Source organism: Evansella clarkii (genome assembly GCF_002019695.1).
Taxonomy (GTDB): Bacteria; Bacillota; Bacilli; order Bacillales; family Salisediminibacteriaceae; genus Evansella; species Evansella clarkii.
Genome location: NZ_KV917376.1, coordinates 3,058,950 through 3,078,925, shown reverse-complemented (window position 1 = coordinate 3,078,925; position 19,976 = coordinate 3,058,950). Strand labels below are relative to the sequence as shown.

The 19,976-nt window shown below is 41.1% G+C and carries 22 protein-coding genes and 1 pseudogene; 2 read left to right on the top strand and 21 right to left on the bottom strand.

Annotated elements, in window-relative coordinates; all coding sequences use genetic code 11:
• Positions 1 to 40: 40 nt before the first annotated feature.
• The 4 genes and pseudogenes from BK582_RS14320 to BK582_RS14305 all read right to left on the bottom strand — a co-directional run bounded on the left by BK582_RS14320 (position 41) and on the right by BK582_RS14305 (position 3,792).
• Positions 41 to 829 carry a 2-keto-4-pentenoate hydratase gene (locus tag BK582_RS14320; protein ID WP_078595709.1) on the bottom strand — a complete coding sequence of 263 codons (789 nt, stop codon included), beginning with the start codon at positions 827 to 829 and terminating at the stop codon, positions 41 to 43.
• A 171-nt stretch (positions 830 to 1,000) separates the two neighbouring features.
• Positions 1,001 to 1,450, bottom strand: a pseudogene (locus BK582_RS14315) (AhpC/TSA family protein); the annotation flags it as partial.
• A gap of 154 nt (positions 1,451 to 1,604) precedes the next feature.
• Positions 1,605 to 2,468, bottom strand: coding sequence for an RNA polymerase sigma-70 factor (locus tag BK582_RS14310; protein WP_078595707.1), 864 nt, complete (start codon positions 2,466 to 2,468; stop codon positions 1,605 to 1,607).
• Positions 2,469 to 2,472: 4 nt separating this feature from the next.
• Positions 2,473 to 3,792 carry a phytoene desaturase family protein gene (locus tag BK582_RS14305; protein WP_139368254.1) on the bottom strand — a complete coding sequence of 440 codons (1,320 nt, stop codon included), beginning with the start codon at positions 3,790 to 3,792 and terminating at the stop codon, positions 2,473 to 2,475.
• 260 nt (positions 3,793 to 4,052) lie between these two features.
• Between BK582_RS14305 and BK582_RS14300 the strand changes: the two genes are divergently transcribed.
• A complete protein-coding gene (locus tag BK582_RS14300; protein ID WP_078595705.1) occupies positions 4,053 to 4,916 on the top strand; it encodes an MBL fold metallo-hydrolase in 864 nt (287 codons plus the stop codon).
• Between the two features lie 245 nt (positions 4,917 to 5,161).
• Here BK582_RS14300 and BK582_RS14295 read toward each other — a convergent pair whose 3' ends face one another.
• From BK582_RS14295 to BK582_RS14255, 10 genes are all read right to left on the bottom strand, one after another.
• Positions 5,162 to 6,244 carry a serine hydrolase domain-containing protein gene (locus BK582_RS14295; protein ID WP_078598029.1) on the bottom strand — a complete coding sequence of 361 codons (1,083 nt, stop codon included), beginning with the start codon at positions 6,242 to 6,244 and terminating at the stop codon, positions 5,162 to 5,164.
• A gap of 56 nt (positions 6,245 to 6,300) precedes the next feature.
• Complete coding sequence (locus tag BK582_RS14290) at positions 6,301 to 6,774, bottom strand: GNAT family N-acetyltransferase (RefSeq protein WP_078595704.1); 474 nt, start codon at positions 6,772 to 6,774, stop codon at positions 6,301 to 6,303.
• 28 nt (positions 6,775 to 6,802) lie between these two features.
• Positions 6,803 to 7,579, bottom strand: a complete 777-nt coding sequence (locus BK582_RS14285) for a class I SAM-dependent methyltransferase (protein ID WP_078595703.1) — start codon at positions 7,577 to 7,579, stop codon at positions 6,803 to 6,805.
• 117 nt (positions 7,580 to 7,696) lie between these two features.
• Entirely contained in the window at positions 7,697 to 8,047 is a 351-nt protein-coding gene (locus BK582_RS14280; RefSeq protein WP_078595702.1) for a VOC family protein, read from the bottom strand.
• Between the two features lie 139 nt (positions 8,048 to 8,186).
• A complete protein-coding gene (locus BK582_RS14275) occupies positions 8,187 to 9,401 on the bottom strand; it encodes an MFS transporter (RefSeq protein ID WP_078595701.1) in 1,215 nt (404 codons plus the stop codon).
• A 69-nt stretch (positions 9,402 to 9,470) separates the two neighbouring features.
• Positions 9,471 to 10,043 carry a DUF2087 domain-containing protein gene (locus tag BK582_RS14270; protein ID WP_078595700.1) on the bottom strand — a complete coding sequence of 191 codons (573 nt, stop codon included), beginning with the start codon at positions 10,041 to 10,043 and terminating at the stop codon, positions 9,471 to 9,473.
• Between the two features lie 131 nt (positions 10,044 to 10,174).
• Entirely contained in the window at positions 10,175 to 10,666 is a 492-nt protein-coding gene (locus tag BK582_RS14265; RefSeq protein ID WP_078595699.1) for a hypothetical protein, read from the bottom strand.
• Between the two features lie 416 nt (positions 10,667 to 11,082).
• Complete coding sequence (locus tag BK582_RS27030; protein ID WP_169911011.1) at positions 11,083 to 11,247, bottom strand: hypothetical protein; 165 nt, start codon at positions 11,245 to 11,247, stop codon at positions 11,083 to 11,085.
• A gap of 80 nt (positions 11,248 to 11,327) precedes the next feature.
• Positions 11,328 to 12,086 (bottom strand): exodeoxyribonuclease III, encoded by a 759-nt coding sequence (locus tag BK582_RS14260; RefSeq protein ID WP_078595698.1) that lies wholly within the window; start codon positions 12,084 to 12,086, stop codon positions 11,328 to 11,330.
• 179 nt (positions 12,087 to 12,265) lie between these two features.
• Positions 12,266 to 12,466, bottom strand: coding sequence for a cold-shock protein (locus BK582_RS14255; RefSeq protein WP_078598028.1), 201 nt, complete (start codon positions 12,464 to 12,466; stop codon positions 12,266 to 12,268).
• A gap of 275 nt (positions 12,467 to 12,741) precedes the next feature.
• On the opposite strand from BK582_RS14255, the gene BK582_RS14250 reads away from it, so the two are divergent.
• A complete protein-coding gene (locus BK582_RS14250; protein ID WP_078595697.1) occupies positions 12,742 to 13,179 on the top strand; it encodes a DUF2621 domain-containing protein in 438 nt (145 codons plus the stop codon).
• 207 nt (positions 13,180 to 13,386) lie between these two features.
• Here BK582_RS14250 and BK582_RS14245 read toward each other — a convergent pair whose 3' ends face one another.
• The 7 genes from BK582_RS14245 to BK582_RS14215 all read right to left on the bottom strand — a co-directional run bounded on the left by BK582_RS14245 (position 13,387) and on the right by BK582_RS14215 (position 19,955).
• On the bottom strand, positions 13,387 to 13,905 hold the full coding sequence (locus BK582_RS14245; protein ID WP_088033841.1) for a CcdC family protein: 519 nt from the start codon (positions 13,903 to 13,905) through the stop codon (positions 13,387 to 13,389).
• A gap of 238 nt (positions 13,906 to 14,143) precedes the next feature.
• Positions 14,144 to 14,758: a hypothetical protein gene (locus tag BK582_RS14240; protein WP_078595696.1), complete on the bottom strand. Its 615-nt coding sequence runs from the start codon at positions 14,756 to 14,758 to the stop codon at positions 14,144 to 14,146.
• A gap of 2 nt (positions 14,759 to 14,760) precedes the next feature.
• Positions 14,761 to 15,318: a TlpA family protein disulfide reductase gene (locus BK582_RS14235; RefSeq protein ID WP_169911009.1), complete on the bottom strand. Its 558-nt coding sequence runs from the start codon at positions 15,316 to 15,318 to the stop codon at positions 14,761 to 14,763.
• Positions 15,319 to 15,396: 78 nt separating this feature from the next.
• The gene (gene copZ, locus BK582_RS14230) at positions 15,397 to 15,603 is read right to left on the bottom strand and encodes a copper chaperone CopZ (RefSeq protein WP_078598024.1); all 207 of its coding nucleotides are present in this window, start codon (positions 15,601 to 15,603) and stop codon (positions 15,397 to 15,399) included.
• Positions 15,604 to 15,900: 297 nt separating this feature from the next.
• Positions 15,901 to 16,338, bottom strand: coding sequence for an SRPBCC family protein (locus BK582_RS14225; protein ID WP_078595694.1), 438 nt, complete (start codon positions 16,336 to 16,338; stop codon positions 15,901 to 15,903).
• 45 nt (positions 16,339 to 16,383) lie between these two features.
• On the bottom strand, positions 16,384 to 18,201 hold the full coding sequence (locus tag BK582_RS14220; RefSeq protein ID WP_078595693.1) for an ABC transporter ATP-binding protein: 1,818 nt from the start codon (positions 18,199 to 18,201) through the stop codon (positions 16,384 to 16,386).
• The gene (locus BK582_RS14215) at positions 18,198 to 19,955 is read right to left on the bottom strand and encodes an ABC transporter transmembrane domain-containing protein (protein ID WP_078598022.1); all 1,758 of its coding nucleotides are present in this window, start codon (positions 19,953 to 19,955) and stop codon (positions 18,198 to 18,200) included. The genes BK582_RS14220 and BK582_RS14215 overlap by 4 nt, the downstream gene beginning before the upstream one ends.
• Positions 19,956 to 19,976 lie beyond the last annotated feature (21 nt).

The window sequence follows — 19,976 nt, the reverse complement described above, 5'->3', positions numbered from 1 at the left end:
AAACGACAGGTCCCAGCACCTGTCGTTTTTATCGTCTTCGTCAATCAATTACATTGATTTTTACCGATCCTAATTGACTGAACTCTGCTTCATACACTCCTTTTTCCAGTGGGACTGGCGAAGTTAATGTACCTGAGGAAATAACCATCCCTTTTTTCAGATGTTTATCTGCCTTAGCAAGCTTTTTTACAAGCCATAGAATGGAGTTTAACGGGTTGCCCATGACATGAGTGGAGATCCCTTCGCCGAGCTCCTCTCCATTACGTTTCAGAGACACTGTAATCTTTTCTAATTCAACTGCAGAGGACTCCTTCCACTTTGATGATGTAACAATTTTTCCTGTAACTCCATTATCACAAATGAGATCCATCAGCTGAAAATTTGGAAACCAGTCTGTATATCTGGAGTCGGGAACTTCCATACATGCAGCTGCCTTTGTTTTTTCAGTGATTTCCTCGACAGTGGCATCATAAGGCAGATCTTCCGTTAAAACAAATGCAATTTCCGCCTCAAGGAGAGGGCTGTTCATACTCGGTAAATAAATGTTCCTGAAATCCCCTTCTATGTGGTTTGATGTTAATAACGTCCCGTATGCCGGTTCATTTGTATCCGCTAATGCCTGTGTCTCAGGACTCGTCATGCTTACTTTATATCCCTTTACTTCTTCATTTAACTGCAGGGATTTTTTAGCAATCAGCTCATGCTGAAACCTGTATGCCTCTTCCTCACTGAATTTAAATGAACCGCTGAGAAACGGTACTGGTTTGATATTTCTTTCTGCCTCCAGTAACTTATCAATATACGTTTGTACCTCTGTCACTTTGCCCATGCAACTACCTCCAGCTGTTTTTCATCCTGAATAAAGTTAAGTTATCCTAATATATTTATTATTTCGACAAATTTAAATATATTCCTTCCTGAAAACAATAAACTCCTGATTCATAAAAAGCACTCTCTGCTAAGTTTTTTCTGTTAAATGTTGAATATTTCAGTTTGACATTTAACCTATTTCTTCGTTATTAAGCCTGTCTAAAACAGATATAATATCCGGAATAGCTGCATGATCAGCTGGCTCGGAATCAATATGCTGCCAAAGCAACTTAGCTTTCGGGTCAATTAAAAATGTTCCTCCTAACTGATAAACATCCTGGCTGGCCATTGCCTTTTTTATCACTTCCCGTTTCTCTGAATCCTTCGGAAAAATCTCACGGAACCTGCCGGATAAAAGATAGTTAGAGATGATGGTTAGAGAGCTCATAACTGAAAGCCTATTCAATGATAATTCCTTATAAAAATTACGATCCGGGTCTCCTAAAATCTTAAAAGGATAAGGACCAAACACCTCTGCAAATTGCTTCAGCTGATTTGATTTTGCAGGAGTAACAGCAATAATCGATACCCCTTTGGAACAGATCTCCTCTGAATGCTCACGCAACTGCGCAAGAAAATCACGGCAAACGGGTCAGCCTAAATGCCTGACTAATACGAAGAGAACAGGATTTTCCTGGAGCAGATCTGAAAAACTTACGGGCACACCTTCATCTGTCTCAAATATAATCTTCATTTATTATCTCTCCTTCACTTTTACTCAATGTGAAACGCCCTCATTTATGATTAAGCTTCTCAGGATTTAACAGCATATAGATTTCTTTAATTCGGTCGTTACTAATATAAAAACTGATAACACTGTGCAGCTCCCCGTTTATTCTGTTTACAATAGCCGGCTGGCCATTAATTCTTTTCACTTCAAAAATAAAATCATCTGGCATCTTCTTAGTAATTCCGAATAAAAAGGACAATACATTCACGCTGGATACAATTGGCCGTATGGCCGCTTTAACGATCCCTCCGCCGTCGGAGTACAAAATTACTTCTTCTGATACCAGTTCCAGCAGCTCTGTTGTGTTCTTTGTCTGAAATGCGTTGATAAAACGAAGAATAAGCTTTTTGTTTTTTTCATAATCCAGGCTTTCCGCTGATACAGCGGCCAGTTTTTTCTTAGCTCGGCTGTTTAGCTGCCGGCAGCTGGATTCCTGCTTTTCTATGAAACTGGCAATTTCAGTATACGAAAAACCAAATACTTCTCTCAGTAAAAAAACAGCCCGTTCATGTGGATATAAGTTCTCCATCATCCTTAAATAAGCGATACTTAATCCTTCCTTCTGAATGGCAGCTTCAGAAGGATCATTTTCCTTCAGATGATCCGGCCATAATGGTTCCGGGAGCCACGGGCCAATATACTGCTCTCGTCTAAAGCGCGCAGACTTTAATAAATCCAGACAGCAGTTAGTCATTACTTTACACAAATAGGCTTTTTTGTTTTCCACCTTATCCTCATTAATTTGGTATGCCCGTAAAAATGTTTCCTGTACAAGGTCCTCCACGTCTTTTACAGAACCAAGCAAACGATATCCTAATGAAAATAACAGGGGCCGGTATTTCGTATATTCTTCATTAGTAATTTGCACTTTATCACCCTATTCGTTTTTGAATCATTTGCAATGCGGCTTTTTTGGCACTGCTGACCGCTGCTTCTGAGAGTATCAGGTCCGGCGATGCCCAGTCCCCTGCTATATATAAACCAGGAATTATCATCTTTTCTGCCAGCTCGAGCCTGTTCTCGTCTCCAGCTATTGGTAAACGCTGATTTACAATGATACGAGGCAAGCAGCGCTTTTCAATGAGTTGATTTCCCCATTCCGGCTGTACTTTTTCTAAAAACTGGTAAAGCTCATCTTGTATTCCTTCTCCATGTCCTTCCTCTTCCTCGCGAAAATATTTTAATACGTGCAGAACTGTATTTTGTCCTGATTCAGAAAGCTTTGCATTTGCGGAGTGCACGGAATAATAAAAGGGCTCGTCGATTCCCATCGCAAATAGTCTGGCAGGCTGAGGGAGCCTTTCTAAAGCGATGTCTAACGTGGCTGCTTTGACAGGTTTTATTTCTCGGAAGAAGCTGAGGGGAGAATTGGCATCCGTAAGATTCAGAATACGATCCAGCTCATTTGGTGACCCGGTAAATAAAACCTGGTTCCCAAAAATCTCGCTGCCATCAGCCAGAACTACCTGAAAGCAGTCATTTCCACCGTTCACCTTAATTTTCTTCACCACAATATTGGTTCGAACTTCTACACGTGAAATAACAGCCCTGTTGTGCAGCTGATCAATGATAGTCTGCCATCCCCCATCTAAGTATATGACGCCTCTCATGGCAAGTTTCATGTGGTTAATCATTACCTTGGCACTGGTTATATCAGGTGCATGGCAATAGGTTGCCAGCCTCCCTAATACATACAGTAGTGATCGTACTTTTAATGATTTCGCGGCCTGTTCAACCCAATGCTTAAAGGTTTGGTCCTCAGCAAGATTTTTCGGGTCTGTATTATTTAGTTTGCTGACTACCCTGACCCATTCCATACGTTCTCCCCACGTTAAAAATGTTGTTTTTAATATGCCTGAGAGAGAGAATGGTGCCTCATAATCAGTACTGCCTTTAAGTAAAATCCCCCTGGTTCCTGGTGGTTTACCGCTCAGCTTAACACCTAATTCTTCGAGAATCGGTTTAGCATTTCCTCCTTTGTACAGCGCATGTGGGCCTAAATTAAAAAGTGAACCATTTCTCTTTTCTGTTATTGCACGGCCGCCTGTTTTTCTCCTGCTTTCTAATAAGAGAACTGACAAATTAGTTTTTTCACATAAAATGTTTGCTGCCACATACCCCGCCAGCCCTCCGCCAACTATCACAACATCCCACTTTTCTGCCATAAAAATAACCTCCTTAAGTTCCTTCATTAACATGACGAAGTAAGGAGGTAAAACGTGACAGAGCAAAATTATAATTTTTGCTAAAAATAGTCAGTTGGATAGGAATGAGCAGGAGTAATCTTAGTTATTACTAATTTTATTGCGTGTTTTTAGAAGGTCAGGAACGTAACAGAATTAATGCCATAACACGGGTTGTAAAGGCTCGCAGCAACAGGTAAGAATGGATAACAACCATATTTTCCAGGAATAATATCACTGTTTGAATTTTTCAGGAAGGGGACAATCAAATGGAGAAAGAGAATATGTCATATGGCAGTGATTATAAGCTTATCCCGGCTACTTCTGTGACGAGCGGTGTTGGAATAGAGGTCCTGCCTGATTTATATTGCTGTAATGTACAAATTGTAAATATCATTCTCGCTGGAAATCCTGAAGACAAAGAATTTGTATTAGTCGATGCAGGAACACCTGGTTCAGCTGATACCATTTTTTCTATGGTGGAAGAGCGCTTCGGTGCCGGCAGCAAGCCGAAAGCAATCATATTAACACACGGGCATTTTGATCATGTGGGGGCTATACTTGAGCTCGTTAAAAAATGGGATATTCCTGTTTATGCACATGAAGCAGAAATTCCTTTCCTAACAGGAAAGATGAGTTACCCAGACCCGGATCCTACTGTGGAGGGAGGTATGGTGGCGAAAATGTCTCCTATGTTCCCTAACGAGCCAATTAACTTAGGAAGCCATGTTCAAGTGTTGCCGGAAGATGGCCATGTACCAGAAATGCAGGGATTTAAATGGATCCATACACCGGGCCACACACCTGGCCACGTCTCTCTTTTCAGGAAATCTGACCGGGCTTTAATTGCTGGAGATGCGTTTGTTACAGTAAAACAAGAGTCTTTATATTCCGTTTTAACCCAGGAGCAGGAAATAAGCGGTCCTCCCCGGTATTTGACACCGGACTGGCACTCAGCAAAGGTATCTGTGAAAATGCTGGAGCAATTAAAGCCGTCGGTGGCAGTAACTGGACACGGACTGCCTATGGCGGGAGCAGAATTGGAGAAAAATTTAGCGAGACTTGCGGAAAACTTTGATGATATTGCAGTTCCAGATTACGGAAAATTTGTTGACAAGGACATAAAACATTAATTATTATCCGAATAAGCCACCAGCCGTTAAAAACTATCAGACATGATTATGCTATGATGACCCTTTCTACAGTAGAGTGAGCAAAGTCCCCCTTTGCTCACTTTCTTTTCATAGTTGCTGTTTTTGACTATTTCACTACTTGTACACCAATAAACAAAGGTCTGCTTTCCTTGCCCGGTGTTCCCATGATATGCAGCCGCCGCCACCAAAATTGTTAAACACCTTAGAATATAAGTTTAATCTGTTTATGTTAGAGCTTCCTCTGTTTTCTTCTGTAATTTATAAAGGGTGTTGATTACTTTCATTAGCATAAACCGTACTCCTTTTTTTTCATAGGAAAAATCATTAAATGTGCCAATAATGTATGCATCCTTTTCAGGGTGATAAAACATAAACGACCCGGTAGCCCCTGGATGCCCCCAGGATTTGAATGTCTTAGGCATGAGTAAAAAAACAGGTTTAAACTGCATTATTCCGTAACCATAATCTATCCCGGTGCCATATTTAGCTTTATTATCCATCATCATTTCAAGCGTTTCTTTTTTAATTATGCGGCCGCCGGACAATCCCTTCATGAACTTAAGCAAATCTTCGTTCGGAGCGACAATGCCACCCCCTGCATAATCGAGCCCTGCGTAGCTTTTCAAATCATTTAACCGGTGACCCCTGTAGTAAAAACTGCTTACTGGGTAACGGCTTGCGGCCATTGGCTCTGAATAATGCAGCATGAAAGAATGTTTCATGTCATTCGGTTTAAAAATGAAGTGCATTAGTGCTTCATGGAAAGGCAGCTTAGTAACTTTTTCAATAATTAATCCAAGCAAGTGATAATTAGTATCAGTATAATGAAAGCCATTACCTGGTGAAAAATAAGGCTGCAAATTATTTTTTCCCCATATAATTGATTTCTGCGGCGTTAATTCTAAGGAAGGATCATCAATCAGTTTATCTAGAAGAGGCCAGAAGTAGTCATACAGCCCAGAAGTATGATTCAGCAGATGTTTTATTTTTATCTCAGGAGTATAGTCGGTACCCTTATATACATGGAGCTTATTTACTAATTCTTCATCTAAATATTTTATAATTGGTTCCTCAAAAGACAATTTTCCTTGGTCGGATAAAATACCAGTAAGGGTGGAAGTGAATATTTTGCCAACACTCGCCATGTAATTTGCTTGCTCCGGCCTTGCCGGCATATCATCTGATACTCCAGCTGCTGTATTGAGATGAAGTCCAAGTTTCTCTGATTCCACAAGAAGATAGGCGCTTTTTATTTTGCTGTCTTTCTGGACCTGTCGCAGCAAGGCATCCTCTATTGATGTTTTCATTTTGTTATTGGTCAACGGTTATTTCCCCCTTTTTAAACTTTGTCACTAAGTGGTGCTTAATTATACTTAAAAATACTAATCATATAATCATCTTCCGGAAAATCTCCCTCATAAGTTAATCCATTACTCGAATAAAACGCCTTCAGCTTCTCGTTTCCTGACCAGCAATCTAAATAAAGGGTTTTTTCATTTTGTTTTACCAATGAACAAGCAAAGCCGATGATTTCCGCACCAAAATTGCTCCCCTGATACTTTGGCAAGAGCGCAATTTGGTATAAATATCTACTATTTAATTCAACTGGTATATCATTTATTCTATGAATATCTTTTAAACAAAAAGTACCGGCTATTTGATCGTCTTCGGATAATAATACGTATAGATGCCGGTTACTAAGCTGGCTCAATAATCTCTTTTTTTCCCATGGATGCTCCCACTGGTTTATTCCTTTTTGATGCAAATCTATAGTGACCTCATTTAATAAACTGAGGACCTTTTGCAAATCCTCTTCCCTCGCTGGTCTGATTTCCACTTTTAAATCACCTGCCTGTTCAGTTACATTATTTAACGGCTCTCCAGATTGTCCATCTGTCCTGTTCCATAACCGTCCGGTTTAAAGGAATCGACTTATCAATATGGCTGATTAATGAACTCAGTTCCTCATCATCCAGCTCAAACAAAATACTTCTGCCTGTTCTTAGCCTTAAATCATCAAGCAATTCTTCTTTACTTTTATAAATTTGTCTTGTTTCCCAAAGCTTCATTTCTTTAATGTCAGTAAAACCTGCTTCCTTCAGATTTTTAATCACTTTGTCACTTTTATGTCTCCTGTTTATCTCGTTTTCCTCCAGTTTTGGAAAAAGGTCAAAGAAATACCCTCTGATGTGTCTTTCATCACCTTTTAAAGTACAATCATCAGGCGTCCTGTCCTGCACAATAAAAATACCGCCCTCTTTTAAAACCCTGTGAGCCTCATTAAAACAGGTATTCAAATCTGTGATATGGTGGATCAATGCTCTTTCAAGAAGTAAATCAAAAGCGTTACTTTCTGCCCCTGTTTGAAAAGCACTTCCTCGCTTAAAAGTTATCTGACTATATGCTTTGCAATTCTTCCTGGCACCCTCAAGCATCGTTTCAGAAAAATCAATTCCTGTAATCGAATCTATCCCCAATTCTGCAAGTGCTTTTGAATAGATTCCTCCGCCACAACCAACGTCCAGTGCCTTATTAATTGTATCAGCAGGCACTAGTTCTCTTACAGCTTTCAGCCAGGTTTCGTCAGCTTGACGGCTCGTATAAGCCTCTCTATTCTGTTTATGGTGAAAGTCTATGCCCATGTTCAATCATCCCCTCTTCTGTCTTTTTAGCTCTGTTTACCTTTTAAAGATTAAAAGAAATAGTTTTACATCCGGACGGCGGGCTGTCTGGTTCACCGATAAGCTGCTGCACTATTGTCAGCACTGACACACCATAATATGATTACCATCCGGATCTTTGATATTAAACCAGTGGCTGTGCATGATCTCTGTGGTAATTTCCACCCCCTTCTCCTTCAGGAACTCATATGCTCGTTCGATATCATCAGTATTTAAATGAAATAAAGGAGTTTTAATCAAATTATCCTGTGAATAAATTTTGCTGTCCAGGACGATTCCTGTCCCCTTCATCGGTATTATATATAAATGACCATGCAATATCTCTCCATCCGCTGATAAGCCTAAAATATCACAATACCAGTCCCGGGCTCCCTCAATATTGCTAACAGGAATAAAGACAGTACCTATCTCATTTTTTACAGCCTTCATACTAATCCCCCATGTAAAAAGTTATAATCAATACTTCGCTAAATGACTTAAATTACCTTCTTAATCATGAAACTACTGGGTATGAAATCAGATTAGGCATGTGTGCGTGACAATAACGATACCTTTTTATCGGGATTCTTTATGTTGCTTTCTTTAACAGAATCTTTTTCTCTTGAACCAGATTTAGTTTTATAAACAAAAGCGAGTAAAAAAAGGTAAAATTTATATAGGAAACGCCGACTATTAAACTCAATTCTCTTGGGCTAAATACTTCCAGCAAGAAACCAGCTGAAGCCATTGAAATCCCCAGGGCAGTATTCGAGATTGCCTGTATGAATCCAAAGAACCTGCCTCTTAGAGATGCCGGTATTACTTTCATCATCACTGTGTCCATACAAATATTACTTAATCCCCCTGCAAATGTAATAAAGATGACAACGAAAAGAGCGAGCGGAAAAACAGGTACAATACTCAATAAGATATGGGCAAAGCCTTCCACAATAATAAATATAACAGTAAGCAATAATAATCCCTTTTTTAACAAACTGGAAAAGAATGAACTTAAGATGAATCCAAGTCCCAGCGCGGCGTATAAACCTACGCCAATTTCCCCCATTCCAAAAACTTCGAGAGCATAGACATTTATCAGAACATTATCTATTCCATTTGCTAACGGCATTGTAACTGCGATGAAAATAAAAGTAATCATAGCAAACGAACTATAAAAAATTCTTTTAGAAACAGGCAGAAAGTTTTGCTCCCTTCTCATCGTTTCTCTGCCAGGTATTCTTATTTTGGAGAGAATAAAAGCAGATATAAGAAAAGCCGCCCCATTTAACACGAAAGGTAGCGATAATCCAAGGTAATGAGAAATAACCCCTCCTGCGCTGGAGCCTGCCACTAAAACTAATCCAATCATCGCCTGTTCCAGAGAATTTATATCGATTATCCTGTCTTGTTTAACCAATGACGGTATGGAGGACATTCTCACAGGAGCATAAAAAGCTTCGCCACCAGCAAGTAAAAACGTAACCAGGTATACGATCCACAATCCGTCTGTTCCCTGAACAAACAATAAAGATAGCACTAAAGGAATTCGGATCAAATCAATACAGATCAGCAGAATTTTCTTTGAAAACCTGTCTGCCAGTACCCCTGCAAGAGGCGCCAGGAGCAAAAACGGGACCATACGTATTGCCAGTACCATTCCGATAGCCATTGCTGAGCCGGTTAAATCGTATAGTAAGGAAAATATTGCTACCTGGGTAAACCGATTTCCGATTCCATTAATAAAACCAGCAAAGAACAGTCTTTGATAGTTTGTTTCCTGTTTCCAGGATTTTAAGATTGCCACCCTCTCCACCTCATTTTATGCCAATCTAATTATACAAACATCTAATTAGATGAGGGAAAAAAGGCCGGTTCAGACCGGCCACATTTCCTTTGGATTTAACTCATACTGACCATCCTGCCTGAACATAAACTGATTCATAATAAACTCACGCCGCACAGTGGCGTAATCGTCGTAGAATTGCATGATATGTTCATTAATTTCCGGTTCGCTGTATGTTCTGCCCATCTCCAGTCCTTTAATTAAATGCTCAAGAATTATAAGCCTTTTCTTATGCTGTGCCGGGAGATTTCTCACTTTACCGTTCTGCTGCACAAAATTATTAAGTACTTTGGATTTCTCATCTTCTCCATATTCGTATAGTTTCATTTCTTCCTCCTTACCGAGTCTTAAAATAGCTTTAGACATTAGCTCAAGATTTTTCTCGTTCAAATGAAAATAGATCGTATTTTTTTCCCTTCTTTGATAAATAATGTTGATTTCGCGCAGTTTAGCCACATGGTGAGAGATGGTTGGAGGAGTGAGCCCCAGTTTTCCCGCCAGTGCCTGGCCGTGCAATGGCCCTTCTTTCAACAATGAAATTATACGTATCCTTGTTTTATCCCCGATTGTTTTATGAAAATTAACGAGTTTGTCCAGCTGCATGAAATTCCCCCAGTTTGAGTATTAATTAGATTATAATCTAATTAGATAATTATAACAATAGTTTTTTAGTTCAGTTCTGACCAAGCCAATATAAAAAGCCTGCACTTTTCGTGCAGGCTCATTAGTGGTAATTATACTGGTCTGTCTGTGATTGTATGATTCGTAGAGCTGGAATTCCCCCTGGAGGATTCTTCTGAATCGGAGTCTTGGCTCACCAGCTCTCCCTTCGCATCCTTCACTTGAGATCCTACATTCTGTAGCTCTTCTCCTGCGTCCTTTGCTGTGCTCATCACTTCCTTAGCATTTTCTTTCACTTCTTTTACCTGATCTGCAATTTCCCCATTCGCAATATCATAAACTCCCTGAAGGTCTTTCACTGCACCCTTAAGTACGTCAGTCGCATTCTGAACCCGCTCCATAAGCTGTTCTTTCTTGCCTTCCGGATCTTCTTTAATTTCCTGTCCAATATTTACAGCAGATTCCTTAAGCTGGTTCGTACTGTCAATTACTTTGGAACGAGTACTTGAATTCAGCATCATCACCGCCGCACCTGCTAATGCGCCGACTGCCATACCTGCAACTATTTTTCCTGCGGTTCCGCCTTGCTGTTGTTTGTTATCCATCTCACATCTCTCCTCTTTTTAATATTAATTTAAAAATAGTGGAACAATAAAAAAACTGTCTTTGTACCGTTTTTCCACTCAGAGAAATACGCTAAACAATAATTTTTATATCATGGGCTCTAAACCTGTTTTATAGTTGCATGCAGCAGAGGAATATAAAGTCTCTTCTGGTCGAATACTCAGTATTAAAAGGCGAAAGGTGGTGCGACAGCTGTAAAAATCAGCAGCTGCTTATTATGGGATGGATTATTGCAGTATCTTTAATAGTATTGTTGCTCATAGGTATTGGCTTTCTTACTTTTCAGTAACGGATTATCCTATTGAAATCCTGAAGAAGTAACCCTGCTTTCAAGTGATGGATTATCATAACAAATATAAAAACCCGCCATATAAAAAAAGTGGCGGGCAGTAAGTACTTATTCATTTACATTATCAGGAACATTATTTTCTTCAGGAATTGAATCCGGGGTTTCAATTTCATCTTCCCCTTCAATTGGCTCATTAAGTTCCATGTTGTTTTCCCCGCATGCAGACAAAATTAAAATAGCTGTGATACCAGTGAAACAAGCCCAGCGCTTCATCTTACCGCTCCTTTCTCCTGTATGGCGCACGTTAAGCTTCTATTCCCTTTTTGCTTCAACCAATAACCCAGGAGAATGATTCAGGCGGTTTCGATTTCCAATGCTACCGGACAATGGTCGCTTCCAAGAACTTCAGCATGGATTTCTGTTTCCTTTATCAAGTCCTTTATTTTCTCAGATACAATAAAGTAGTCGATTCTCCACCCAATATTCCTTTCTCTTACTTTACTCATGTAGGACCACCATGTGTATGCCCCTTCCAGGTCAGGATATTTATACCTGAATGAGTCGATAAACCCTGAAGAAAGCAGGTTGTCCATTTTCCCGCGCTCTTCTTCAGTAAAACCAGAGTTTCCTCTATTCGTACGGGCGTTTTTCAGGTCGATCTCCTGATGTGCTACATTTAAATCCCCACATAGAATTACTGGTTTATCCTTGTCAAGCTCCATGAGATATGTTCGAATGTCATCCTCCCAATGCAGCCTGTATGACAATCTCGTTAAATCACGTTTTGCATTAGGTGTATAGACATTTACCAGATAAAACTGTTCAAATTCAAGTGTTATTACTCTGCCCTCCTGGTCATGTTCTTCTATACCAAGGCCGTAACTAACAGTCAACGGCTTTATTTTTGTAAAAACAGCAGTTCCTGAATAACCTTTTCTTTCAGCGTAATTCCAGTATTGATAATAGCCTTTCATATCCAGTTTAATCTGGCCAGCCTGGCATTTCGTTTCCTGCAGGCAAACGATGTCTGCATCAGCTTCATTGAAGTAATCAATAAATCCTTTTTTGACACACGCGCGAATTCCATTAACATTCCAGGAAATTAATTTCATTTTTTGTTTCTCCTCTATTCTGCGATTCTTTTATCACTTCTTTACCAATACAAAAGGAGACCTTCCCCTCTGAAAGCCTCCTGATTTATTTTATCTTATAATTAAATTACTGACAAAGTACTTGCTTTCATACAAATGAAAAAACACACCTGCATTGGTGTGTTTTTTCCATGACTTTTTTATAGTTTAGTGACGTTGGACGCTTGAGGACCACGATCCCCGTCAGTGACATCGAATTGAACACGTTGTCCTTCTTCTAAGGTTTTAAAGCCTTCTCCCTGAATAGCGGAAAAATGTACGAAAATATCGTCTCCACCTTCTTGCTCGATAAAACCAAAACCTTTGTCAGCATTAAACCATTTTACTGTTCCTTCAGCCAAAACATATCCCTCCATATTTCTTTCAAGATTCTGTATTATAATACCCAAATGGATAAAGGTTAAACCTGTTTCCAAAAATTTATTTTTTCGGCAGCAAAAAAAGCCACTGCGATGCCCCAAATGACTTCCGTTAACAAGTGCGTCTATCCTGGTTGTTTCCATTCGCAAAGTTATTCATCCTTTTTGAATTGAAACAACAAACATCTCTTTCTCCCTTTTCAGAAAGCCAGGAATATCGTACAATATACTACAGTAGGAAGAAGAGGTGATGTCTGATGCCAAGTGATCTGTTTTTTTGGCTGATCGTGCTTTGGTCGATCTTTTTGATAACAACTGTTGGTATCGGCGGTTTTTTTATGTTCAGGAAATTTCTTAAGAGACTGCCTAAGGAAGACGGTAAATCTGACCTTGACTGGCAGGATTACTATATTGAGAAAACGCGGCATCTTTGGTCAGAGGAAGATAAAGCCCTCCTCGATGAACTTGTGGAACCTGTTCCTGAGCTGTTCCGTGATATTGCCAAAGGAACTATAGCCGGCAAAATCGGAGAAATGGCTTTAAAAGAAAAGGCCGACAAAATGACCCAGGAACTAATTATTAAAGGTTACATCGCGGCTACCCCAAAACGTGACCATAAGTTTCTCGTAAAAAAACTCAAAGAGAAAAAGATTGATATTGACCAGTACAAACCGTATTTTAAAGAGTCGGTATAATCTCCGTGAACAACAGGCAGCATAACGTGAAACTTTAATCAGAGGGAGTCCTGTACATCCCACTGATTGTTAGTTGAACTAATCGGGATGTTAACCTCCGGTATCTCCCAATTGAACATCTTTGTTTCAACCCATTTTTTAAGGTGGAGTTTTACGGACAGCTGCATCGGGATAAACAAAAACCCGGTACCTGAGGATATTAAATCCTCATGGTGCCGGGTTTTCTGTTTGCATATTAAGTGGTAATTTAGTTTTCAACTGTTTTGATTTAAGTTCTCTTTCCACTTGCCTGAATTTTACATACATAGCGATACGCCAAGGAAGAATCATAGCAAATGCAAGAATAAAGAACATGCCTGCCAGTACCTCATATTCAAAGTGAATTCCGAGCACTGTTTTAAAGATCAGCCTTGCAGCAAGCAGTCCAAGCAGTATGAATGGGAATGCCTTTGATTTCTTCATATAGACGGCATTTTCCCTTATTTCAAATGAAGACAATTTAATCAGTACAATGGAGAATATTAATCCCACTGCTATTGCTTCAAGCACCTCCAGCGAGGTGGGACGTGCCGGTTCGTACAAAAACATTAAAAATCCCGTTGACATCGCAACAGGCGGAATCAGAATTTTTTTTGCATTAGCTGGTTTTTTCATGGATTTCATTCGCACAAAGAGAGCTAAGAAAGCCATAATGACAGCACCTGCACCTAAAACAATTTCCACCATGGGAGATTCACCCCCTCATTTTTCCTCTGTGATTAATAGTATAGCATATCCTCACGTATTTTTATAAAGTGAACCTTCAATCAGTGGGGATTTTATTCATCCCCCACTGTTTGTTAGTTGAACCAATCGGGATGTTAGCGTCCGTTATCTCCTGCCTAAACATCTTCGCTTCCACTGCTGTTTTAAGGCGGGAGATTTACGGACGGTTACATCGGGATAAACCGAATTATATCAGTTTCTACACCTGGAATGGCGCTGCCAGCCCATAAGCAATTACCAGTCCTGTGAGCATTGTTATTGATCTGGCATATTTCTTACTGGAAGGCACGAGTATTAAAGCTGCCAGCAGTACGAGAAGGAACAACCAGCTGTAATAAAAATTAACAGCATGGTACATCACTCCTTCATACATATATCCAAAAGAAAAAGGGGAAGGCAGCCCATAGTTTTTAACACCAAGGGAAAATACAATCAGAGCGGTTGTTATGGCAGCCATAAAACTGTCCAGGCTGTGATGGCTCCATTTCTTTCTTATACTCTGGAGAAAAAAGTAAATTACTGCAACACCTGCAGAAACATAAACCGCATATGGCCCTCCTGCAAAATAAAGCAGGTTGCCTGGAGATATAAGCAGCTGAGGATCCAGTATAAACGGCCACAATTTATAAATAACTGCGCAGATAATTAACGATGTTAAAAAGGTGCCCAGTATTTCTCCCCTGTTTTCCACGTGCAGTTTTTTCAGATAAAGGCTCATTACCCCATATCCGGCTGCTGCCGCGATAAAAATGAAAAGCATCTGAGCTGAAATTGTAAACGGACCAACAGACCATGTAATAAACGGTTCAGTCATTATCAGTCAGCCTCCTTTAAGCGGCTGATTTCCTGTTCCAGTTCCCCGGTTGTCACAGCCCCGGTCTTCCTGGATGTAATCGTTCCGCCGCTGTCAACAAAAAACACAGCCGGAACAGGTGGAACATAATACATATCTGCCACAGCTCCGTCCTGGTCCATTACATTGGGAAAAGTGATGCTATGTTTCTTAAGGAAGTTTTCTGCTGCCTGTTTTGAGTCCTGACTGGTAACATTAACACCGATAAGATGAATAGTCTCCCCGTGTACTCTGTGGGCATTTTCCACCGCTTCCATTGAAGCAGAGCAGAAAGGGCACCAGGAAGTCCAGAAATACACCACTGCCCCGTTAGCGTTTCCAGCGGCTTCACTTAGCTGAACCAGCCCTTCTCCTGATAATTGCTCAAGAGTAAAATCAGGCGCTGAATGTCCAGGATGAGGGAGAGATGCACTCTGCCCATCTGTTCCGCTCGTGAAATTGTTCTGCTGCTGCTCCATCCAGAGAAAGGCTCCTGCACTTGCAACGAGAATTACAATAAGGATTTTTTTATGTAAAGACATGGATAACCCCTTCTGCATCTGTTTAATAAGTTAGAAAAACAGCAAAACGCCGGCAATGCCGGCGTCTTATGTTTATCATTATACTACATCGTATCCCTGGTCTTCAATTTCCTCTTTCATTTTATCCACTGTTACTACACTCTCTTCGTAGTCAACAGTTACATTTTTCGCCTCTAGGTTTACCTCGGCACCCTTTACACCATCTAAGTTGTTTAATGTACCTTCTACTGCTGCTTTGCAATGGTTGCATGTCATACCTTCGACCTGAATTACATCTTTCTTCATCTCTGCCACACTCCTTTCAGCTGCTGTAATTTCATAAAGCTTATTTTCCTGGTGGCTGTTTTGCAAGCTCCATGAAAAATAAGGTTAGCAAATTTCATTTCTTTATACTTCCACCATACCCCCCGGGTGTATAAATGTCAAGGAAGAAATGTACTTGCCGGCGGAAACTTTTTTGAATATACGAAAGTGTCACTATGACACACGCCACTTTGACACACGGCATTATGTAAACAAAAAACCTCCCCAACCTATATATATATCAATGGTTGAGGAGGTGTTGCCCAAAGGCAACTGTCACTATGACGTAAGCTGATCGTACAAATTAATCAGGTGGTCATGTTCTTCTTTCTTAAGCATCCGGATGAGCAGAGGACGGGTTAACTTTGTACGGATGCCTGTTGTCTTGATATTAGCAGTAAATCTTACCCTGGTGCCCTCTCCGACTTCTTCACAAAAATATTCATAAACCATCTTCATACCGGCCGCACTGCTTTCGTAAACAACCCTCTGGTTATGATGCAAATCCACAATTTTGTAATCTGTACTTACTTTTCGGTTTGACAGGTCCCTTATTTCCTTAAATCGGTCTCCTTTTACCCAGCCTTTTCCTTCTCCCAGCTTCGTTACCTCCGCAACGTTTACATATAACTCTGTTCGGTTTGCCGGATTAGCCAGAAAAGCAAATACATCGCTCAGCGGTGCATCTACTTTGATTTCCTGATGTATATCTGCCATTATAACTCCCCCTTCTGCTGTGTATCACCTCTATTAATCAGTTTTTCACAGCTGTTCTGCTTTCATTTCTTCCATTTTGCCCTCTAGTTTTTCTGCACCTTGCTGAAGAAGGTACATTTTATGATACAGCCCTCTCTGCTCAAGAAGCTCATTGTGAGTTCCCCGTTCAACAATCTCACCTTGATGAAGTACCAGTATCTGATCCGCATCTTTTATAGTGGAAAGCCTGTGTGCGATTGCAATAGTGGTTCTTCCTCTTCGCATTTTTTCAAGAGCTGCCTGTATAAGCGTTTCCGTTTCTGTGTCAACACTTGCGGTAGCTTCATCGAGAACAAGTACTTTCGGTTTCTTAGCCATCGTCCTGGCAAAAGAAATGAGCTGGCGCTGGCCGCTGGAAAAAGTAGTGCCCCGTTCTCCAACTTTTGTATTGTAACCAGAGGAAAGCCGATCAATAAAATTATCAGCATGAACAAATTCCGCTGCCTCTTTTACATCAAGATCTGAAATATTCTCATCAAACAACCGGATATTATGAGCTATGTCTCCTACAAACATGAACGGATCCTGAAGCACGAGCCCCATTTTTTTACGGAGCTCACTGTCATCATAATTTTTCAGCGGCACTCCGTCAATCAGGATCTCTCCCTGTTTTATCTCATAAAACCTCATCAGAAGATTAATAATGGAACTCTTTCCGCTCCCTGTATGGCCGACAAGGGCAAGTGTTTCTCCTTCATTTACAGTAAAGCTGATATTCTTCAGGACATCCTGCCTGCCATCATAAGAAAAAGTCACATTACGGAATTCAATAACACCGCGCTTTATCTCCGGATCTCCTTCACCTTGTTTTACCGGAGCGAGCTCATCATGGTCCATAAGCCGGAAGACACGCCCTGCGGCAATCATTGCCTGCTGAAAAATAGACAGCCTCTGCATCATCTGGTTTACCGGTTCAAAGAAACGGTCAAGATAATTGACGAATGCATAAAGAACTCCGATTTCAACAGGGCTGTTCAAAGAAGTAATTCCAAAAAAGCTCAGCACAAGGACAAGGGTCATGATAGAAATGAAATCAACAGCCGGGCGGAGAAGAAGTCCATCCAGTTTAATGCTTTTGAAATAAGCATCATGATGCTCCTTGTTTGTCTTCTGAAATTCTCTGTTCATTCGGCGCTCCTGCCGGAAAACCTGAATGATCGCCATTCCCTGAATTGATTCGTTCAGCCTGGCATTCAGCTGGCTCAGCTTCTCGCTCATCTCAGCATAATACTTGGAACTAAAACGGCGGTAAAGCTGCATTACGAGAATAATCAGCGGCAATATAACAAGACAGAACAGTGCCAGCTGCACATTCAGCACAAACATAGCGATAAATATACCTATAAGGAAAACGATGTTCTGGACAAAAATTGCAAGCACGCTGACGTACAGCTCTTTCACTTGTTCTGTATCGTTCGTAATCCGTGAAACGAGTCCGCCCGCAGGAAACTGGTCGAAGAAAGACAGTCCCAGCTTTTCCACCTTTGCAAACACATCAATCCTCAGCTGCTGGATGATCCTTAATGCGATTTTCTGAAATAAAAGCAGCTGGGAATAATTCATAACTGCAGCTGAAACATGAAGCAGCAAATAGCCTGCTCCAAGCATGATTAAAGGCTGCAGCTCAAAAACTCTCGGTGTTAAAAAATCATCAATAAAAATTTTAATTAAAATAGGTCCTAAAATCTCCGCCCCTGTCCCGCCAACAAGAAGGAGAAAGGCAATAAGAATCCACTTCAGATGTGGTTTGCCGTATGCCATCAGCCGCTTAAAGACCGGCCCCTGGGGAAGCGGCACCAGTAAGTGTTTATGTCTCTCTATCATGAGGACTGTCCCCCTCTCTCTACGAGCGACTCCAGCTGCTGGTGTTCATACATTTTCCTGTACCACCCATTGCCGGCCATCAGCTCCTCATGGTCCCCCTGTTCGACTATTTTACCGTCATCCAGTACGAGAATCAGGTCTGCATGTTTAATAGCACTGAGTCTGTGGGCAGTAATAAAAGTCGTTTTCCCTCTGCGTATATCACGGAGTGCCTGGAGGATCTGTTCCTCTGTTTTTGCATCGACCGCCGACAACGAATCGTCAAGAATCAGCAGTTCAGGGTTGGAAAGAAGCGCCCTTGCGATGGATATTCGCTGCTTTTGCCCCCCGGATAAAGTGACTCCCCGCTCACCTACAATTGTTTCGTAACCTTCCTCAAATCGGATAATATCATCATGGATAGCCGCAAGCTTTGCAGCCTGAATAATTTCCTGATAGCCTGCTTCCGGATTGGCAAAGCTGATGTTATCTGCGATGGTTGCGGAAAAAAGAAAATGGTCCTGAGGCACATAGCCGATTGACGCTCGTAAAGCATCAAGTGTGTAATTATCGACCGGCTTACCGTCGAAAATTATTTCCCCGTCTTCAATGTCCGAATCTCTCATAATTGTTTTGATGAGCGTAGTTTTCCCGCTTCCTGTCCGGCCTGCAATGCCTAAAGTCTGCCCCCGTTCCAAACGAAAGTGAATATCCCTTAATGCATCCTCAACACTGCTTTCGTAGGAAAACCGGTTAACCTTAAATTCAATATCCCCTGCCGGCGGTTCCTCAGAAGCTCCAGGCTTATCGACAATATCCTGTTTCACTTTAAGGAGTGCGGATACCCGGTCATAGGAAGCCCTGCCCCGCTCGACGATATTAAACAGCCAGCCAAATGCGAGCATGGGCCATATTAACAGCCCGAGATAAACGGTGAAACTCGTAAGTTGACCAATAGTAAGCTCATCCATCACTACGTATCTCGCTCCGAAAACGATAGATAGGAAAAAGGACAATCCAACAATTATTGAAATCGTCGGGTCAAAAAGCGCGTCTACTTTCGCTACGTGAATATTTTTTTCCACAACGTCATCTGATTCTTTTTTAAAAGTTTTTACGTCTTCTTCTTCATAGCCAAACGTCTTCGTAACCCTTATACCGGTCATACTTTCCTGAACTTTGTCATTCAGGGAAGAGAAGGCTGCCTGGGCTTTTGTAAACCTCGCATGAAGCATGGAGCCATACTTGCTCGTAGCATACGCCATCACCGGCATAGGAAGCAATGCAATCAATGTGAGTTCCCAGCTGATCGTGACAGCCATTGTGATAATGACGAAGCCGCCCATAGTAATGGAATCTACAAGAGTAAGAACGCCCGCTCCTGCGGTTTGCTCGATTGCCCGAATATCATTTGTGGAGTGGGCCATCAGATCCCCAGTTCTCCTTTTCTGGAAAAAGGAAGAAGACATTCGAGAAAAATGATCATACAACTGGTTACGCAAAAGCCTGGCCAGGCGGATTGCCGAACCAAAAATCAGTATTCTCCATAAGTACCTTAGTATGTAAACGGTTACTGCAACACCAAACAACAGGAGCATCCACCTCAGTAAGACCTCTTCTGTTAATGTGCCTGAATCAATGTGGTCAACAATTACTCCTACCACATAAGGCGGAAGCAAAGATAACAAAGATACGAGGGCAAGTACGAGGATACCCCCGCCGTAGTTCCATTTTTCCTTTTTAAAATACCACATTAAGTCTAAGAAGACCCGCATAGAATGCACCTCTCTTTCATC

Coding starts and splice junctions, on each gene's coding strand:
- BK582_RS14320 (WP_078595709.1), bottom strand. CDS start 829: ATGGGCAAAGTGACAGAGGTACAAACGTATATTGATAAGTTACTGGAG.
- BK582_RS14305 (WP_139368254.1), bottom strand. CDS start 3,792: ATGAAGGAACTTAAGGAGGTTATTTTTATGGCAGAAAAGTGGGATGTT.
- BK582_RS14300 (WP_078595705.1), top strand. CDS start 4,053: ATGGAGAAAGAGAATATGTCATATGGCAGTGATTATAAGCTTATCCCG.
- BK582_RS14295 (WP_078598029.1), bottom strand. CDS start 6,244: ATGAAAACATCAATAGAGGATGCCTTGCTGCGACAGGTCCAGAAAGAC.
- BK582_RS14285 (WP_078595703.1), bottom strand. CDS start 7,579: ATGGGCATAGACTTTCACCATAAACAGAATAGAGAGGCTTATACGAGC.
- BK582_RS14280 (WP_078595702.1), bottom strand. CDS start 8,047: ATGAAGGCTGTAAAAAATGAGATAGGTACTGTCTTTATTCCTGTTAGC.
- BK582_RS14270 (WP_078595700.1), bottom strand. CDS start 10,043: ATGCAGCTGGACAAACTCGTTAATTTTCATAAAACAATCGGGGATAAA.
- BK582_RS14265 (WP_078595699.1), bottom strand. CDS start 10,666: ATGGATAACAAACAACAGCAAGGCGGAACCGCAGGAAAAATAGTTGCA.
- BK582_RS27030 (WP_169911011.1), bottom strand. CDS start 11,247: ATGAAGCGCTGGGCTTGTTTCACTGGTATCACAGCTATTTTAATTTTG.
- BK582_RS14260 (WP_078595698.1), bottom strand. CDS start 12,086: ATGAAATTAATTTCCTGGAATGTTAATGGAATTCGCGCGTGTGTCAAA.
- BK582_RS14250 (WP_078595697.1), top strand. CDS start 12,742: ATGCCAAGTGATCTGTTTTTTTGGCTGATCGTGCTTTGGTCGATCTTT.
- BK582_RS14245 (WP_088033841.1), bottom strand. CDS start 13,905: ATGGTGGAAATTGTTTTAGGTGCAGGTGCTGTCATTATGGCTTTCTTA.
- BK582_RS14240 (WP_078595696.1), bottom strand. CDS start 14,758: ATGACTGAACCGTTTATTACATGGTCTGTTGGTCCGTTTACAATTTCA.
- BK582_RS14235 (WP_169911009.1), bottom strand. CDS start 15,318: ATGTCTTTACATAAAAAAATCCTTATTGTAATTCTCGTTGCAAGTGCA.
- copZ (WP_078598024.1), bottom strand. CDS start 15,603: ATGAAGAAAGATGTAATTCAGGTCGAAGGTATGACATGCAACCATTGC.
- BK582_RS14225 (WP_078595694.1), bottom strand. CDS start 16,338: ATGGCAGATATACATCAGGAAATCAAAGTAGATGCACCGCTGAGCGAT.
- BK582_RS14220 (WP_078595693.1), bottom strand. CDS start 18,201: ATGATAGAGAGACATAAACACTTACTGGTGCCGCTTCCCCAGGGGCCG.
- BK582_RS14215 (WP_078598022.1), bottom strand. CDS start 19,955: ATGCGGGTCTTCTTAGACTTAATGTGGTATTTTAAAAAGGAAAAATGG.